Raw genomic sequence first — 17,645 nt, 5'->3', positions numbered from 1 at the left:
ACATTGAGTTTCTTACATTCTCGTTAGTAAATCACTTCAAAGCCACTTTTCAATGAGATATTAATATCGACAAGAGGTTGATAATCAGAACATGCCTTCTTGGTAATATGTTCTAATTGAGTGTCGCAATTAGGAAAAACGAAGCCTTCTCAAATAGCCATGGGATGCAAGATACCCAATAAAACAAAAACCTCAAAATAAATTTCGATTTCTTTGGATTTCTCAAGAATGTTATATACATTTGCCAATGTAGAAATCATCCGCTTACAGTGGACGACAACAGCATGTATTCTCGCATTGCTACGATGCCGATAGCAAGCGCACAGTGAAAACGAGTGGCGAGCATGAAGCCATCTATGTGAATTATCGTGCAAGTCGAGTGCAATACTAAGCTTGCTTCAATGATGACTATTAATGGCACAAAGGATTTAGGAAAATAGGAAAGGGCATCTGCAAGAAAATGTAGTAGATATTCAAGCACTCCAAGATATTCTAAAGAACCTCCAGCTAAACTAACCAAATTACGTGATGGACAGGAATGGAAAAATAAAAAGGAAATATTTGGGAAAAGACAGAAAACATAAAACCCATTATGATGTTACAAATCCTAAAACAGGAAAAAGGTTAACAGGGTTGATTATAATGGTAACCAAATATCACCAAATGGATCTAAAAATAAAACAAAAAATTATGCAACACCCATATAAAAAATACGAGCAGGATAAAACCTGGGCTATAGTAAATAATTTAATAAACGATTTGTTAGATAACAATGATATTGAACTACAGACACCTATAGAGTATGTTGTAGGCTATATATGTAAAGGCTTGTTAGATAGTAATAATCTAAATCGGAGTTGTCAAAAAAAGAATAACAAATATTGAATGAAAAAAGTTGTACTATTAAATGTCGGCTTATTAGCCATCCTTATATAAGTTTGTTTCTCGTATAATCATAGAAAGACAATTGTGAATTGCGAGAAAGAGATAACTGATTTCTCAGTACTGGAAATTAATTGCAGCAGTGGTTATCGGGGTGGCTCAAACCTTCTAATAAAGTTCAACACAAAGCAATATTATGTAGGAATTACTACGAGCCAATGTAAATCATTTAATCCCCAAACAATAAAATTATTTTACGTAAAAAGCAAATAGAAAAATTAAAGAGACAAATGAATCGGGCCAATGAACGTAGAAATTTCAGTGGTGAAAACCATAGTAGAAACCATAAAGGTAATAGGTGATGGACAAATATACTTTTATAACCAATTATCAATATGGGAAAAAAACAGACGTTTTACAAATAGATGCAGTTTCTATGAAAGTTGCAATGAACCAATGGGTTGACGCGTTGGATTTTCCACATATTGGTAATATTAGCAAGTCTAAAGCGAAGCAACATATATATAGTGGAGATATAGAGGAAATACCCTTGAAGAAGTTACATCATATTAGTTGCTTATATGAAAAAGTCAATGGAAAAATAATAGAAGCATATATTGTTCAGCATTGTCATCTTCTTTCAGAATTGCAAACTTTTAATATTATTGTTTTATTTAAGGGAGGAACATATGTAAGACAAATACAAGCAGATGGTTACCGTGAAGCGATTCGTCTTTGGGGAAAATACCTATCTTGGCACTTTTATAATAGCATAGAACGGCAAACAATAAAGGAAGTACTTAAGAATAATTTTGAAGAACTTATAAATTCCCTAATGCCTAAGGTTTGGTCATTCTCCTTAGTGGTAGATAATTCTATATTGGAAATGTTCATAGTAGAGTGTTAGTGAAATGAGAGTCCCATATTCTTTAGTATTTAAATACCTCTTAACACCCATATAAGGGTATTAAAACCGCAAGCAATAAACAAGAAAGAACGACATTAAATGATTGATATGTGTGGAAGAATAGGCATCACCAAGCAGCGCACTTACTTGAAGTATTGCAACGGAGCGGAAACCTTCTACAGCTACTACTCTACACGCAGACGTTTGCAAAACCTTGTAGTGAATGCTAAGGCAGGTACTATTATGAACGATACTTGGGTCTATGGTAAAAAAGAATTTTATGAAGGGATTATTGGATGGTAATGTTGTAACTTCTTTCATAAGAAGTTATAATACAAATATGGATATTAGGAAAATAAAGATGGAAATTATAATTAAAATGATACTGTCACAAATACAACAGGATGGGAGTCTGGCTCCCGATTGCGAAAAGATAATAATCATGATGGATAACACGATGCCATTATACCCTACAAAATGAGAGGAGAAGGTATAAGACTCGGTGGTAACATTAAAGAAATATGAAAATGGACAGAAATAGTAAGGATAGAAGACTAAAATGTATGATTTGCTCTTTATGCGTCATATTAATAATATTTGGCTGTGCTGATAAACAGAATAGATATGGCATAAATTTTAACGACCAAAGGAGTATTATAAAGTTACCTCTATTGGATTCTTCTTGGAAATACTACCCCTCCTATACATCTGAGGGAGGTACTTGGGTTAATCCGCAAAAAAAGGACGGAGTACCTTGTTATTTTCAAAAGCGCAATTTAATAAAGAACAATAGGATAATTTGTGAAAGTGATATATATTTGGGAGACAAAACTTACATGACGATAGATGGAAGTATACGAGAATCTTTGACTGTTACATACTATTTCAAAAATAAGAAATGGGAATACGTCTATCATACAGCTAAAAGAAATTACAATAGTAGTAACAGCCCTTCTCGAATTAAAAAATTATATAATAGCGTTGATATCGTACTATCAAAGTGTGAAGCGGACTCTATACTCTTCTCTTGGGATTTATGATTGAATTGTGAATAGTGATAACCATGTCAATGTTATTGAATATGATTATTTAGGTTCAGCAAAAGAGAGTGTAATCAGACTCTTCTGATAGTTTCTCCAAGTAAGGTTCTTTTGCAGGGTCTTGGGTGATGACCTTAAAAGATTCACCAAGAAGCCTTGCTCGGACAAAGTCGCTCTTTGTCTTTGCTCCCGACTTGCGGTAGAGTCTGATAAGTTTCTGCTGGTCTTCGGGGTTCGGTATTCTGATGTGCCATCTGTCCCATCGTGGGCAGGTGGCACATCTGCCGTCTGGCTTCTTTTGTTTCTGCTTTTTCATTGCTTTCTAATCACGACCTTGGAGTGATTTAATCCCCCATTTGGGGCAAGGGTCTTTGTGGTACAAATGGCAATTTGTGGTACAAAGACACATCTTGCCAGTATAAAGAAATGATATTTTTACTGTTGATATTACCTCCTGCTATTTCCTTACCAAAGTTCAGACTTATCGATTTCATGACTTATTGACTTATTGATTTATCAACTTGTCGACTGAGTTAAGTCTGTAGTTTGGTCAGTGAGTCAATTTTGACCTGAGTTAAAACTAACTTACTGACCAGCTGACTTATTGATTTACTTTATTCTTGACCATACCCTTGACTTAAGTTATGACTTCTTACGACACGTTTTGCCTTGTTAGCCTTCCTTTTTGCGTATTGGGTAATAGTGCCTTTCGAGCATGGCTTGTATGTCGCTTTGCCTGTAGATTATCTTGCCTCCGATTTTGCAATAGGCAATCGTTCCGCTGTCCCGATAGTCTTGAAGTGTACGGGTACTCAGACGTAACAGACTGCAAACTTCCTCGCCCGTAAGGTAAACCTCTCCGCCAAGCATAGGGCGAGCCGCCAAGCAATAACGCTCCAACTTCTTCAATGTGCCCTGCATCAGCTGTGCAAACATCTGCGTCTGAGAGTCTTTCTGTGTAACGATTTCGTTCTCGCCATAGTTCATTCACTTTATGCGTTCAGTAAATCCGTGATATCACTATCCTTGTAATAACACTTGTACCCAATCATTGAATAAGGAATTTTATCCATATCTCTGTATGATTGCAGGGTACGCTTGCTGATGCCGAGTCTGCGACATACGGCTTCGTTGTCGAGCCATTCGTCCTTTTCGGGCGGATTGCCGATGAGTTGTTCGATACGATGGACAAAGTCTGCAAAGTCGGAGCAGTGCTGCTCCCATGCCTTGCGGTCGATAATGATAAGTTTCATTGCATTCTTTTTGTTTTGATTACGTTATTGTTACACGGCAAACAAACTCATATACAGTCTGTTGCCACTATAGTTGTGTGCAAAGGTAAGCGTAGAACTACATTGAACAAAGCAACGCGGAAAAGCAAGGAAATAGAAGGAAGAGAAGTTAGTCTGTCAGTCTGAAAAGCTCCTAAGCTTTTTGTAAATAACTTATAAGCTTTTCATAGAAAGCTCATAAACTTTAAGCGCAAAGGCTGTTAGCTTTCCCTATCAGATTTGGAGCTGTCGCAGAAAAAAATATTATGTTCTGTATAAGAATGGTATGATTGCGGCAATGAGAAAAGGTGCCGATTCGTTTCATATCAACGAAAATGAAAGCAGGTAACTCTCGAGAGTTCGACAATTCGACATATCGATCGTCCGATAGTTCGATAAATAGATAGTTCGAACGATAGACCGTTTGGACGAAGGTAAGATTTATCTATTTCTCTATGGTTAAATAGATAAATCGTCCGTACAATTGACAGGTAGAATGTTTATTCTATGCGCTTGCGTCCAAAGAGCCTGAGTATGCCGTATTCGTTCGGGCATTCATAGCGTTCAGTAGTAGAAATGATTTTACATGCGAGGCTTTGCTATATTCTGCGAGAGGTATATCTCTTACTACATTTACTTACATCTCTATAAGCGTATCAAAATAATTGTTCTATATGCCAAAGATATCGCTAAGAAGAATAAAAAGATATTATAAAAGGACGGATGATAAATCCTTAAGATTGGGTATAATGGTTATTAAATCAACGCTTATAACATACATAGAATCAATAGGTTAAGAAAGGCATTAAAGAAAGTGCCCTTCTTGCTCCAAGAAGGGCGTATTCAACACACAAGAAAGGCATATTCTGCAATCTAATTAAGCCTCTTCTATTTGCTCAAAGGGCATGTGTATGATTTGAAGGCACAAAGAATATTGACAACAAGATAAAATAGTCACTCTCTCCCCCACCCTTTTCTGAATGAAAGGAGATGTCGGACAGGGGTAAGCTCGACATGACCTTGTATGTATAGAGCAAAAGAATTAGTTTCACCTCGTCTCCTATTAGACTCACCCCTACAATCTACAGGACTCTGCTCCTACTCTTCTCCACGCCTACAATCAATGACCGAAGGGAAATAATGGAGAAGGGAAAGAGCTTGAAACATAACCCTTCTTACTTTTGTATACTCCACCATTCATTATATATGAAGATCTTTTTAAAAGTAAAAACCATTTAGAAGGACTAAGATTTGTAGGACACAAAATTCACAGCTGAAACACAGCAAAGAGTACACTGACTGCAAGAAATTTTAATGATAGGTGTTAAACGTAGAATAACAAAAGCAAGAGTCAACTACTTTTTTATTTCTTGAATGGAACAAAAGGGCTTTCACTCAAAAAAACATGTCTTTTATTAAGGAGAAACGAAGTATACAGTTATGGAATTAAAGGAAATTTTAATATAAAATGTAATATAGGACAAAAAAAGTTTGCAATCTCAATAAATAATATTTATCTTTGTGGCCAATAGACGTAATACTCTTTATCTATTGTAGAACCTAAACAATCTTTTAAAGTTTATATACCTATTCTAATATAAGATTTCAGCGAAGAATAAAATACGTATAGTTTAACAAGACAGTTATTCAAAAATGTTTTAATAATCACAAGAGATCTATGGAAAAAAGAATTGCTCTATTCTTGTTTGGTCTGATTCTGTCGTTAGGCACAGCATTCGGACAAACAAAGATTAATGGAACCGTAGTTTCTCAGGGAGATGGAGAAGCCATCATCGGTGCGTCTGTCATGGTACAAGGTACTACGACGGGTACTGTCACTGATATAGACGGCCGTTTCTCAATCGATGTCCCTGCAGGAAAGAAACTCGTAGTCAGTTACATTGGTATGGTCACACAGACCCTTACGCCTAAAGACGGCATGAAGGTTGCCCTAAGCAATGACGACCATCAGCTTACGGAGGTTGTCGTAACGGGTATGACCCAACAAGACAAACGACTCTTCTCTGGTGCAGCCACCAAGATTGATGCTTCAAAAGCAAAACTCGATGGTATGGCAGACGTGAGTCGTTCGCTCGAAGGTCGTGCGGCAGGTGTGAGTGTTCAAAACGTGTCAGGAACATTCGGTACGGCACCGAAGATTCGTGTGCGTGGTGCTACCTCTATCTATGGTTCCTCAAAACCACTCTGGGTAGTTGATGGTGTCATTATGGAAGATGTGACTGAGGTCAATGCAGACAACTTGTCATCAGGAGATGCTGCAACACTTATCTCTTCTGCTATTGCAGGACTAAATGCTGACGACATCGAAAGCTTCCAGATTCTGAAGGACGGCTCTGCAACATCTATCTATGGTGCACGTGCCATGGGTGGTGTGATTGTTGTGACAACAAAGAAAGGTAAAGCTGGTAATAACCGTATTAGCTATACCGGTGAGTTCACGATGCGTATGCGTCCAAGCTACTCACAATTTAATATCATGAACTCACAGGAACAGATGGGTATTTATAAGGAGATGGCTGCTGATGGCTTATTCTCTTTTTCACGCACAATGCGTGCAGCCACAAGTGGTATCTACGGTAAGATGTACACACTGCTGAATACTTACGATGAAACTAACGGACGATTTGGTATTGCAAATAACCCAACTGCAATTAATGATTATCTTCGTGAAGCAGAGATGCGTAATACCAACTGGTTCAAAGAGCTTTTCAGCAATTCTGTCTCAATGAACCATTCTATCTCTATGTCATCTGGTACGGAGAAAGCTCAGTATTACACATCATTCTCATTCATGGATGACCCAGGATGGACTGAGCAGAGCAAGGTTCGTCGTATGACTTACTCTGTCAATGCAAACTATAACCTAAGTAAGAAAGTTTCCTTAAATCTTATTGGTAACACTTCATATCGTAAGCAACGTGCTCCTGGTTCAGTTAATCAAGATGTAAACGTGGTAACGGGTGAGGTAAATCGTGGCTTTGACATCAATCCTTATTCTTATGCTATTAACACCTCACGTGCCTTAGATCCAAATACTTTCTATGTTCGCAACTATGCACCTTTTAATATACATCATGAGTTAGCAAATAATTTCATTGACTTTGATGTTCTCGATTTGAAGATGCAAGCAGAATTGAAGTATAAGCCTATCAGTAAGGTACAAATCGCTCTCCTTGGTGCATATAAGTATTCTATCACTTCTCAAGCTTACCAGATTCGTGAAGGCTCTAACATGGCTATGGCTTATCGCGCTATGGACGACGCTACTATTCGCAATGCGAACCCTTGGTTGTATCTTGATCCAGACCAGCCTAACTCTTTGAAATACTCTGTATTACCTAAGGGAGGTTTCTATGACGAAACAAAGTATCGCATGAATAGCTGGGACTTCCGTGCAACGGCAAGCTATAATGATGTATTCAACGAGAAACATATCTTGAACCTCTATGGAGGTATGGAGATTAACAATACAAAACGTAACCGTAGTTTCTTTGAAGGTGTGGGTATGCAGTACGGATTAGGTTTCTTAGCTAATTACGACTATCATTACTTCAAGCATGCTGTAGAAGAGAATATGTTGTATTATAGTCTCTCTAATAGCTACAACCGTGACGTGTCTTTCTTCGGTACAGCAAACTATTCATGGAAGGGACGTTATGCTGCCAACTTTACAACTCGTTATGAAGGAAGTAACCGACTCGGTAAAGCTCGCACGGCTCGATGGCTACCTACATGGAACGTGTCAGGTGTGTGGAATGCACATGAGGAGCCATGGTTCCAAAAGACATTTAAGAGTGCAATGACACACGCTACCTTACGTATGTCATACTCTCTGACGGGTGATAAACCTGCTGTTACCAATTCGCAGGTGATGATTACAAGTACAAATTTCTGGCGTCCTTTTGCTATTGATAAAGAGTCTGGATTAGAGATTTGGAACTTTGCTAACCCTGATCTTACTTATGAGAAGAAACATGAGTTTAACATTGGTGTAGACTTAGGATTCTTAAATAACCGCTTGAATGTTGTATTCGACTGGTACACACGTAATAACTACGACCTTATTGGTCCACGTACAACAAATGGTACGAAGGGTACAATTACTGAATATGCTAACGTTGCAAGTATGAAGTCGCATGGTGAGGAACTGTCTATCTCAAGTAAGAATATCATGACGAAGAATTTCCAATGGACAACTGACTTTATCTTCTCTCATGTAAATACACGTGTAACCGACCTTGATAGCCGTTCACGTATTATGTCAATGGTGAGTGGAGGCGGTTTCACAATGGTAGGTTATCCTTACCGTGCACTCTTCTCTTGGGATTTCAAGGGACTTAACGAGCATGGAATACCACAGGTTATCAACCAGAATGGCAACCTTACAACAAGTGGTGTGGATTTCCAAAGCTATAACCTCGACCACTTAGTCTATGAGGGTCCAACAGATCCAACGATTACAGGCTCATTTGGTAACACATTCTCTTATAAAGGCTGGCACTTGAGTATCTTTGCCACTTACGCTTTTGGTAATAAGGTACGCCTTGACCCATTCTTTAGCACAAGCTATTCTGATATGTCTGCCATGCCTAAAGAGTTCCGTAACCGATGGACAGAAGCTGGTGATGAGAAGCATACGAATATCCCTGCTATAGCTGACCTTAGATCACTGCAGCAAGATGGCTATTTGTATCGTGCTTATAACGCATACAACTACTCAACGGAGCGTATTGCCAAAGGAGACTTTATTCGTATGAAGGAAATATCACTGAGTTATGATTTCCCTGTACAGATGATAAGACATCTTTCATTAAGTTCATTGAGCTTAAAGCTCCAGGCTACTAACCTCTTCTTGATTTATTCTGATAAGAAACTCAATGGTCAGGACCCTGAATTCTATAATGCAGGTGGTGTGGCTCTACCTGTTCCTCGTCAGCTCACACTGACATTGCGTCTCGGAATCTGATACAAACATATATAATTAGGAGAACTACAAAATGAAAAAGATAAATATTCTATTGGCAGGAGTAGGATTACTGTTTACATTCTCGTCCTGTAATGACTTCTTGGATAAGTTGCCTGATGATCGAGCTGAGGTAGACAACTTTGAAAAGGCTACACAGTTGGTGTCGTCAGCTTATCCTGATGGGTCCACTGATTATATGATGGAGTATTGTAGTGATAACGTAATGGATAATGGAAAAACTTTCAATTATCAAACAAATCAAGACCAACTATTTCGTTGGAAAGACGTGAATACTACAGGAAACGATGACCCACGACATGTCTGGGGAAAGATGTATTATGCTATCGGAAATGCTAATCAGGCTATTGCTGACCTTAGTAAGGTAAAAGATGGCGATGTTGAGGCTGTGAAAGCTGAGGCCTTACTCTGTCGAGCATGGTCAATGTTCCGACTCGCAACCGCTTTCTGTATGGCGTATGACGACTCAAAAGCTGATAAGTATCTCGGATTGCCTTATCCAAAAGAGCCTAACCGTTCAATAGATACACGTGGTACACTTCGTGAACTCTATGAGAATATTAATGCTGATATTGAAGCTGCGTTACCTCATGTAAGCGAATCTTATATGACAGTACCTAAATATCACTTTAATCTGAAAGCTGCATACGCTTTTGCTGCACGCTTTAATCTCTATTACCAGAAATGGGATAAAGCTGCTGAATACGCTTCTAAAGCATTAGGCTCTCAGCCAGCTTCTCTCTTACGCACAGTCTATCGTTATAAGACTCTCGGAGGAAGATGGGCTATTCACGATGCTTACATTAACTCAAGTGAGAATGCAAACTTTATGCTACAGACAGCAGTGTCTTCTGCTGGTGCTGCCACTTTCTATGGAGGATATAAGCGTTTTAATTCAGGTTACGATGTTATTCTTAATGAACTCTACTGGACAAAGATGCCATGGGGAGCAGGCTCTGTTGATAACACGCTTTATGAGTCGCACTTACTCTATGGTAATAGCCAGCAGATTGCTTACCCTCGTTTGTCTAATGAGTTTGAGTATACTGATGCTGCAAGGAGTAGAGGATTTATTCGTACTGTCGATGCTGTGCTCACAGCTGACGAAACATTGCTTGTTCGCGCAGAAGCGGAAATCCACTTGAAGAAGTACACGGAGGCACTGAATGATATGAATCTATGGATTAATGCACACTGTGCTCCTAATGTAGAGAAAAATGGCGTGGTAACGGCAACTCGTCCTACACTGACTCTACAATCAGTGAATGATTTCTTAGCAACAGTACCTTTGGTACCAGAAGAGATCACGAATAAATCGGACTTTGGCTTTAAGAAAGCATTGCACCCACAAGGCTTCTCAATTGACGAGACGCAGACGAACTTACTTTATATCTTGCTACAGATGCGACGTATAGAGACTTGCCAACTGGGAATGCGATTTATGGATATCAAACGTTATGGTATTAGAATAACTCACCTCATTGATGGTGAAGATCCTGTCTACTTCAAATCGGGTGACCTCAGAGGTGCTTTACAATTACCTTCTGATGTAATCGAAGCTGGACTGGAACCTAATCCACGTGAGAATTAAAAAAGGGAGGACAATGTATGAATACTATAAAAATATTTCTTTTCGCAGCAATAGCTGCATTGACTGTTGCTTGTTCGAATGATGATGTTGATGCGAACAACTCTATATTCCCTACACGAGAGGAGAATACAGACTCAACAGCATTTGATAAGTGGTTAAATAAAAATTATACTGAACCTTACAACATTCGGTTCAATTATCTTTATATTGACCAGAATAGTGACATGGGCTATAATGTTAGCCCTGCAGATATTAAGAAGTCTATTGCCTTGGCAAAGATTATCAAACACGTGTGGCTTGATGCATATACCGAATTGATGGGACCTGACTTTCTTAAACAACATTGCTTTAGAGAGTTCCAGCTGATTGGTTCTGCTCAACATAAGAATGACGGCTCTATTGTCCTTGGTTTTGCTGAAGGTGGTATTCGTGTGAATCTCTTTCAAGTAAATTACTTAGACCCTGCACATCTATATATTGAACAAACAAATCCATTTGCTTCGGGTAGTGATTTCGATTTAAATCGTGCTTATTTCCATACAATGCATCATGAGTTCGCACATATCCTTACGCAGTTGAAGGATTATTCTACTGATTTTCGTACAATCACTAAGGAGTATCACTCTGCTGATTGGGTAAACGTAAAAGACGAAGATGCAGGTAAAGAAGGTTACGTAACAGGTTATGCAAGTAGTGAATACAATGAGGACTTCGCTGAAGTGTTCTCATGTTATGTAACGGATACTGATGTAATGTGGCAGAAAAGACTTGCTCAGGCAGTAGCTGCTAATGGTGACGAAACTGGTAAGAAGGCAATTCTCGCTAAATTGAGTATCATTCGTAGTTATCTAAAGGACTCTTGGGGTGTAGATATCGATAAGCTACGTACCATTGTTTTGCGACGTGCAAGCGAAGTAAATAGTCTGGATCTGGAAACTTTAAATTAAGATTTAAGTATGAAAAATGTATATAGGTTATTAATAGCTACAACGGCATTTATACTTGTAGCTTCTTGCACACCAGAAGTGGAAGATGCATTTAATAAGCCTTCAGCTGCACGTATTGCTGAGTCTATCAAAAATACAAAAGATATCTTGACTGCAGCACCTAACGGCTGGCGAATGGCTTATCAAGGTTCTGGTGGCTTCGGTGGATACAATATTCTTTGTAAGTTTGGAACAGATAATAATGTTTTCTGTGAAGAAGAAACAGAGAATGTGAAGGCAACATCGCATTATAAGATTCAACAGGGACAAGGTGTCTTGCTTTCGTTCGACTCTTTTAATAGCGCTTTACATAAGTATTCTGATCCTGTTGGAGTACTGAATGGTAAGGCTATCGGACAAAATGGTAAAGGTTTTGAAGGCGATTTTGAGTTCCGTGTGATGTCTTGTTCAAAAGATAGTGTCGTCCTCGAAGGTCGTAAACATGGAGATCGTGTCGTTCTAACTCCAATGCCTGAAAACCTAACGTGGGCTACCTTCTTCGCAGATGTTAAGAATACAATTTCAGCAATGTACTCAGAGCGTTATAATCTAATCATCGATAATGAGACATATCCTGTTGAAATGAAATATCACACGTTAACTTTCGTCGGCAAAGAAGGCAAGACTATAGAGATTCCTTTCATTTATACAAAAGAAGGTATGGAGATTCTTCGAGAGAGTCCATTGTATGGAAAGAAGATGACCCGCTTTACTTATTCTGCTGATGATAAATGGCTTGATGTTAATGACAAGACAATACAACTTTGTCCACGTGCAGCAACTCCATTGGAAGCTCTTTTCCTCGACGATTGGTCATTTAATACTACTTATAGTAGTACGACAGAAGTGAATATTTGGCGTGATGTAGCCACATACGCAACAAGTCAGAATAATGCTATTGTAACTCTCTTCTTTAGTAACAAGCCAGGTTATCTTAGCTTCTCATCTTACGTTGGGAATGGCTGGGGAGATATCAAAGTAAATTATAGTGTAAGTGGAAATGATCAGCTAACCATCTCTGGTTTTATTACGAGAACTAAAACAGCTGATGAGAAGAATGGCACTAACTTCTATAATAATTTTAGACTGAAGGATATAGCTAACACCTTCCTCACCAATGGTAATCCTACGACTTATACATTAACTATCAATGATTCAAAGCATCCAACGTCTTTACGAATGACAAGTAACGATGATTCTAACAAATCATTCGTATTCGATAGAGGAGTTTGGCGTGTTGATTTCTAAAATAAAAAAAGGGAATGTGTCAAAATAAACACATTCCCTCTTTTTATTCCTAACCCCCAATACACTTTCCGTAAAAAAACCACTAACTTTTTAAAACTGATGAATGTCTTTACAAAAGCATTGCGAGCTCTTTCATAAAAACTCGATTATCTTTGTAAAAAATAAGTACGATAGTTTTGTCATAAAGCAACAACTATTTATGCAAAATAAAGTAAGACCTTTTCACAAAAAAGGGTGATAGATTTTACCAAAAGGTCTGCTCTTTCTTAAAAAAGGATTGACTTCTTTCTTCAAAATCGTTGAGTATTTTCGTTGAGAGGGTAAATCATAGTTCAAAGCGTGGTGATGACCCACCACAAAAGGCTTGGCCATTTCTTAAACATAGATTTGACCGTTTGCAAAGAAAGGGTTAATCCTTATTCAAAGTGTGGTGATGATTCACTATAAAAAGCATGACAAATCCTTAATCATTGATTTGCCTGTATGCTTGCAAAGAATTAATCATTATTCTAAGCATGGTGATGACTCACCATAAAAGGCTTGACCATTTCCTAAACATAAATTTCTCCATTTCCATAGAAAGGGGTTAATCTTTTTTCAAAGAGAGATTTAAACCACCATAAAAGGCTACACCACTTATTAAACATAGATTTGACTGTATGCATGAAAAAGGTTAATCGTTTTTCTAAGAGGAGTAAAAGTCCATCATAAAAGCTTACCGCCTTCTTCAAAAAAGCTCGACTGTTATTGCAAAAAAGATAGATAATTCGAACAAAGAGAACTTTGACAGTTTCTTCAAAAGAGAGGAGATGTCATTTTAAGGCACTACCTCTTTTTATAGTAAACGAATAATGAACATATTAAAAAGAACACACTTAAGCCAAAAGGATAAGTGCGTTCTAATTTATTATATTATATATAATCTAATATGTATACAACTTAGTTGTACCAGATCTCTCCACCAAGCGTTTGGTCTGTGTTGGTGTGTTCCCGACTATTCTGATTCTCGAAGTCATAGTCTTCGAAGAATTCATGTGTTTTGTTTTCTTTCATGTTAAATACCTCCTATTAATTAGACTAATTGGTAAATATATTATGTTATCCACTAAATGGCTGGTACAAATGTAAGTAAAAAGGAAACGAAAGTCAAGTATTTAGTCTAATTATACTAATTATTTAAACATTTTTTACCAACAAAGGCGTTATTTCGTAATAAAACAATGCTCTTTGTAGCATTACATTCACGCTTCGAAGGAATAAAGAATACAAATAAAACTAATACCAAGTATAGGTTAAGATATACTTGGGTGTACATTCACATTTAAACTCAAAAGTAAGATTCTGCCTAAAATTAGTGACAGTTCTTAATTGTGGATTCACTTTAATCTCTTGCAAAGCCAAATGTTCAGAAGAGAAGAGTTTATAGATTGTTTCTTTAGCACACCAAGCAGTAAGCGTATCCAAAGTATTTGTAAACATTTCATCACACCTAAGAAAGCGAGATGCGATACGATTAACTCGATTAGAAAAGTATTCTATATCAATGCCAACCTCATAATTTTGAGATAGAATTACAGCGACATAACCAATAGTATGAGTGATACTAATATGATATCCCTCGACCATTGGCTTCCCATCCTCATTATGTAAGACAGATGTCTCAAAGCCTAAGATTTCTTTTAGGATACGACGTACTCCTTCTTTCTCAGCCTGCTTCCCTTTATCAATCTCCAGCAAACCGATAGTTACCTTACCCTCAGCATCATTCGTTATTCGCACCACAGACTATAACCTTTACTTTACTAATACGTCGCTCTTCTATTTCTAAGACCTCAAACTTATAATCTTTATAAATTAAGACTTCATGTACTGCAGGGAAGTCACCTTTTATCTCTAAAAGTAATCCTGCTAACGAATCAGCATCACCTTCAATATCATCAAACTCATCATCAGGGAGATTAAGAATCTTAAGGAAATCCTTCAAGAGCGTCTTCCCCTCAAAGAGATATGTATTTGAGGCCAACTTAGTATAATTACGTTCGTCTTCATCAAATTCATCATTAATCTCACCAACTATCTCTTCGAGGATATCTTCCAGTGTCACAATACCACTTGTACCACCAAATTCATCTACCACAATAGCTATATGAACCTTATTCTCTTGGAAATCACGTAAGAGATCATCAATCTTCTTTGTTTCTGGCACGAAATAAGGTGGTCGTATTAAGCTTTGCCATCTAAAGTTTGCCCCTTTAGAAAGATGAGGTAAGAGATCCTTAATATAAAGTACGCCACGTATATTATCCTGGTTATCTTGATAAACAGGAATACGAGAATAGTTATTCTCTACAATACACTTCAATACAGTATCATACGAGCAGCGAATATCCAAATCAACAATATCCTGACGAGAAGTCATAATCTCTTTAGCCGTCTCATCACCAAAACGAATAATACCTTGAAGCATACTCTGCTCGTCCTTAATCTCCTCTTTATCTGTTAGTTCTAAGGCTTGTTCAAGTTCATCAACCGACAATTGTCTATTTTCTTTTTGGATAACCTTCTCAGCAAAAGCACCACTCTTCAAAAGTATCGTCTCTATAGGCCAGAACAATCGACGGAAGAACATAATACCTTTAACAGCTTTTCTACAGAAGGCCAATGGTCTACGTCTACTATAAACCTTCGGGATAATTTCACCAAAAAGAAGAAGAAGGAAAGTTAACAAAATGGTTACACAAAGGAATTGCAACCATTCGGCACCAAATGTAAACAAGCTGCCAAAGATGTAATTACACAACATGATGACCGCCACATTAACAAGGTTGTTTGTGATAAGCACCGTTGCCAATGTACGTTCACTATCATCCCTTAACAGTTCAATAAGCTTATCCGAAGAACTTTTATCCGGGTCAAGTGATTCAACATCAGTAGGCGAAAGACTAAAAAAAGCTATCTCCGATGCACTTGCAAAACCTGACAAAAGAAGAAGTAAAATAACCAACAGAATAGCAACAACAACATTGATATCTATTGGATTAACACTTATATAAGAAGAAAAATCTACTAAAAAGCTATCCATTAAAACGGTAAATTAGTTTCATCTATGGTATCAGCGGACCTATCATCAGTCTTATCACCAGACAAATTTTCCGCTTTACGAGACGCCGCAAGCCACTCAAGATTGTCACCATAAATCTCAGTTACATGTCGTCGTACACCCTTCTTATCATCATAAGAACGATAACGTACTCGCCCCTCAATATAGAGTTTATCACCTTTATGAATATATTTCTCTGCATACTTAGCCAATGCCTTGAATAAAACAATATTATGCCAATCCGTATGATCAGGCACAACAGTACCATTAGGAAGTGTATATCCACGTTCTGTTGTAGCCAACGTAAAAGAAGCTACACACTGGTCGGTATCATAGTATTTCACTTCTGGTTCACGACCGACATTGCCAATCAACATTACTTTATTCATAAAAGCATAATAGCAAAAAGGAATGTGGAATTACTTCCACATACCTAAGTATCTAAACTTGAAATTCTTACCTTTAGCTGATGGGAATTGACTTCTATTATCAACTCTGTCTTTTAAGTACTCTACAATGCGATTATAGCAATCCCATCCAGAAACAGCCTTACACTGTGCAACAAAATGTGTATCACGATATTCGTGCTTACCAGAAGTAGGGATTAGAACAACACGCTTGAAATCAAGTTCACCTTCATACCAACCCTCACGTTCCTCATTAAGGTGCATGATAGCAGGACTATCCTTACGGGCCATACCATCAACAGCTGGACGAAGCGCCTTCTTTTGCTTGAAGTCCATCATCGTAGCCGCTTCTGTCTTAATCACAATAAAATAAACACGTGGGCGCACCTTATAACGCTTAGGATAGAAAACATCATTAGAAGCATAATTTCTAATATCATCTTCCAACTCTGGAGTAAGCTGAATATCTGGTATAGAGCTTAGAAAATCTAACGCTTCATCGACGCTATGCACTAATACTTCATTATCGAAATATCGTAAGTATAAATTCATAAAGATAATGCTATGTATGTTTCTCTTTAAAAGAGCGGCAAACGAGACTCGAACTCGCGACCCCGACCTTGGCAAGGTCGTGCTCTACCAACTGAGCTATTGCCGCATTAAAAGGTAAGTAATAACAACTTACTAAACTATTCTATGTGAAGAGGAGGAGACTCGAACTCCCACGAAACAATTTTCACTACCCCCTCAAAGTAGCGCGTCTACCAATTCCGCCACCTCTCCAACATGTCCGTGACATTCTGAATAAAAAAGTGCCCAGAACAGGACTCGAACCTGCACGTCGTGAAACACACGCACCTGAAACGTGCGCGTCTACCAATTCCGCCACCTGGGCATAAACTAAAAGCAAAAGCTTATATATCTTTCAGAATATCAAAGAGCGGCAAACGAGACTCGAACTCGCGACCCCGACCTTGGCAAGGTCGTGCTCTACCAACTGAGCTATTGCCGCATTTAACGTCTCTCTTTCTCTAAAGAGTTAGACAAAAGTCGGGGCGACAGGATTCGAACCTGCGACCGCCTGGTCCCAAACCAGATGCGCTACCGAGCTGCGCTACGCCCCGTTGCTTTTCTTTAATGATTAACTCATTTCCGAATTGCGAGTGCAAAGGTACTATATATTTTCTGTACTGCCAAACTTTTCTACG

General features: G+C 38.1%; 13 protein-coding genes, 5 tRNA genes and 1 pseudogene. 7 read left to right on the top strand and 12 right to left on the bottom strand.

Annotation, left to right across the window (positions count from 1 at the left end):
• Positions 1-561 precede the first annotated feature (561 nt).
• The 3 genes from HMPREF0666_RS08355 to HMPREF0666_RS08345 all read left to right on the top strand — a co-directional run bounded on the left by HMPREF0666_RS08355 (position 562) and on the right by HMPREF0666_RS08345 (position 2,092).
• Positions 562-885, top strand: a complete 324-nt coding sequence (locus HMPREF0666_RS08355; RefSeq protein WP_157600267.1) for a hypothetical protein — start codon at positions 562-564, stop codon at positions 883-885.
• A 358-nt stretch (positions 886-1,243) separates the two neighbouring features.
• Entirely contained in the window at positions 1,244-1,789 is a 546-nt protein-coding gene (locus HMPREF0666_RS08350) for a hypothetical protein (RefSeq protein WP_009011960.1), read from the top strand.
• Positions 1,790-1,897: 108 nt separating this feature from the next.
• Complete coding sequence (locus HMPREF0666_RS08345) at positions 1,898-2,092, top strand: hypothetical protein (protein ID WP_009011959.1); 195 nt, start codon at positions 1,898-1,900, stop codon at positions 2,090-2,092.
• Positions 2,093-2,911: 819 nt separating this feature from the next.
• Here the strand turns inward: HMPREF0666_RS08345 and HMPREF0666_RS08330 are convergent.
• The 3 genes and pseudogenes from HMPREF0666_RS08330 to HMPREF0666_RS08320 form a co-directional block, all read right to left on the bottom strand.
• Positions 2,912-3,145, bottom strand: a pseudogene (locus HMPREF0666_RS08330) (hypothetical protein); the annotation flags it as partial.
• Between the two features lie 356 nt (positions 3,146-3,501).
• Positions 3,502-3,816, bottom strand: a complete 315-nt coding sequence (locus HMPREF0666_RS08325) for a helix-turn-helix domain-containing protein (protein WP_009011954.1) — start codon at positions 3,814-3,816, stop codon at positions 3,502-3,504.
• Positions 3,817-3,821: 5 nt separating this feature from the next.
• Positions 3,822-4,082 (bottom strand): helix-turn-helix domain-containing protein, encoded by a 261-nt coding sequence (locus HMPREF0666_RS08320; RefSeq protein WP_009011953.1) that lies wholly within the window; start codon positions 4,080-4,082, stop codon positions 3,822-3,824.
• 1,696 nt (positions 4,083-5,778) lie between these two features.
• Between HMPREF0666_RS08320 and HMPREF0666_RS08315 the strand changes: the two genes are divergently transcribed.
• Genes HMPREF0666_RS08315 through HMPREF0666_RS08300 form a run of 4 tightly spaced genes read left to right on the top strand, consistent with a single transcriptional unit; the run spans position 5,779 to position 12,930 of the window.
• Positions 5,779-9,087, top strand: a complete 3,309-nt coding sequence (locus HMPREF0666_RS08315; RefSeq protein ID WP_009011952.1) for a SusC/RagA family TonB-linked outer membrane protein — start codon at positions 5,779-5,781, stop codon at positions 9,085-9,087.
• A 31-nt stretch (positions 9,088-9,118) separates the two neighbouring features.
• A complete protein-coding gene (locus HMPREF0666_RS08310) occupies positions 9,119-10,696 on the top strand; it encodes a RagB/SusD family nutrient uptake outer membrane protein (protein ID WP_009011951.1) in 1,578 nt (525 codons plus the stop codon).
• Between the two features lie 17 nt (positions 10,697-10,713).
• Positions 10,714-11,643, top strand: a complete 930-nt coding sequence (locus HMPREF0666_RS08305; protein ID WP_009011950.1) for a putative zinc-binding metallopeptidase — start codon at positions 10,714-10,716, stop codon at positions 11,641-11,643.
• A 9-nt stretch (positions 11,644-11,652) separates the two neighbouring features.
• Positions 11,653-12,930 (top strand): DUF4302 domain-containing protein, encoded by a 1,278-nt coding sequence (locus HMPREF0666_RS08300; RefSeq protein WP_009011949.1) that lies wholly within the window; start codon positions 11,653-11,655, stop codon positions 12,928-12,930.
• 1,275 nt (positions 12,931-14,205) lie between these two features.
• On the opposite strand, the gene HMPREF0666_RS08295 is transcribed toward HMPREF0666_RS08300, so the two are convergent.
• From HMPREF0666_RS08295 to HMPREF0666_RS08255, 9 genes are all read right to left on the bottom strand, one after another.
• Positions 14,206-14,709, bottom strand: coding sequence for a 4'-phosphopantetheinyl transferase superfamily protein (locus tag HMPREF0666_RS08295; RefSeq protein WP_042856207.1), 504 nt, complete (start codon positions 14,707-14,709; stop codon positions 14,206-14,208).
• Positions 14,693-16,012, bottom strand: a complete 1,320-nt coding sequence (gene gldE, locus HMPREF0666_RS08290) for a gliding motility-associated protein GldE (protein WP_009011945.1) — start codon at positions 16,010-16,012, stop codon at positions 14,693-14,695. Before gldE ends, HMPREF0666_RS08295 begins: the two co-directional genes overlap by 17 nt.
• Positions 16,012-16,419: a single-stranded DNA-binding protein gene (locus HMPREF0666_RS08285; protein WP_042856189.1), complete on the bottom strand. Its 408-nt coding sequence runs from the start codon at positions 16,417-16,419 to the stop codon at positions 16,012-16,014. Before HMPREF0666_RS08285 ends, gldE begins: the two co-directional genes overlap by 1 nt.
• Positions 16,420-16,449: 30 nt before the next feature.
• Positions 16,450-16,989 (bottom strand): hypothetical protein, encoded by a 540-nt coding sequence (locus HMPREF0666_RS08280; RefSeq protein WP_009011943.1) that lies wholly within the window; start codon positions 16,987-16,989, stop codon positions 16,450-16,452.
• A gap of 33 nt (positions 16,990-17,022) precedes the next feature.
• Positions 17,023-17,095, bottom strand: a tRNA-Gly gene (locus HMPREF0666_RS08275).
• 41 nt (positions 17,096-17,136) lie between these two features.
• Positions 17,137-17,220, bottom strand: a tRNA-Leu gene (locus tag HMPREF0666_RS08270).
• A gap of 30 nt (positions 17,221-17,250) precedes the next feature.
• Positions 17,251-17,332: transfer RNA gene (locus tag HMPREF0666_RS08265), tRNA-Leu, on the bottom strand.
• 44 nt (positions 17,333-17,376) lie between these two features.
• Positions 17,377-17,449 (bottom strand) — tRNA-Gly (locus HMPREF0666_RS08260).
• 38 nt (positions 17,450-17,487) lie between these two features.
• Positions 17,488-17,561 (bottom strand) — tRNA-Pro (locus HMPREF0666_RS08255).
• Between the last annotated feature and the right edge of the window lie 84 nt (positions 17,562-17,645).

The organism is Prevotella sp. C561, from assembly GCF_000224595.1.
Classification (GTDB): domain Bacteria; phylum Bacteroidota; class Bacteroidia; order Bacteroidales; family Bacteroidaceae; genus Prevotella; species Prevotella jejuni.
This window is presented reverse-complemented; position numbering and strand designations above follow the sequence as displayed.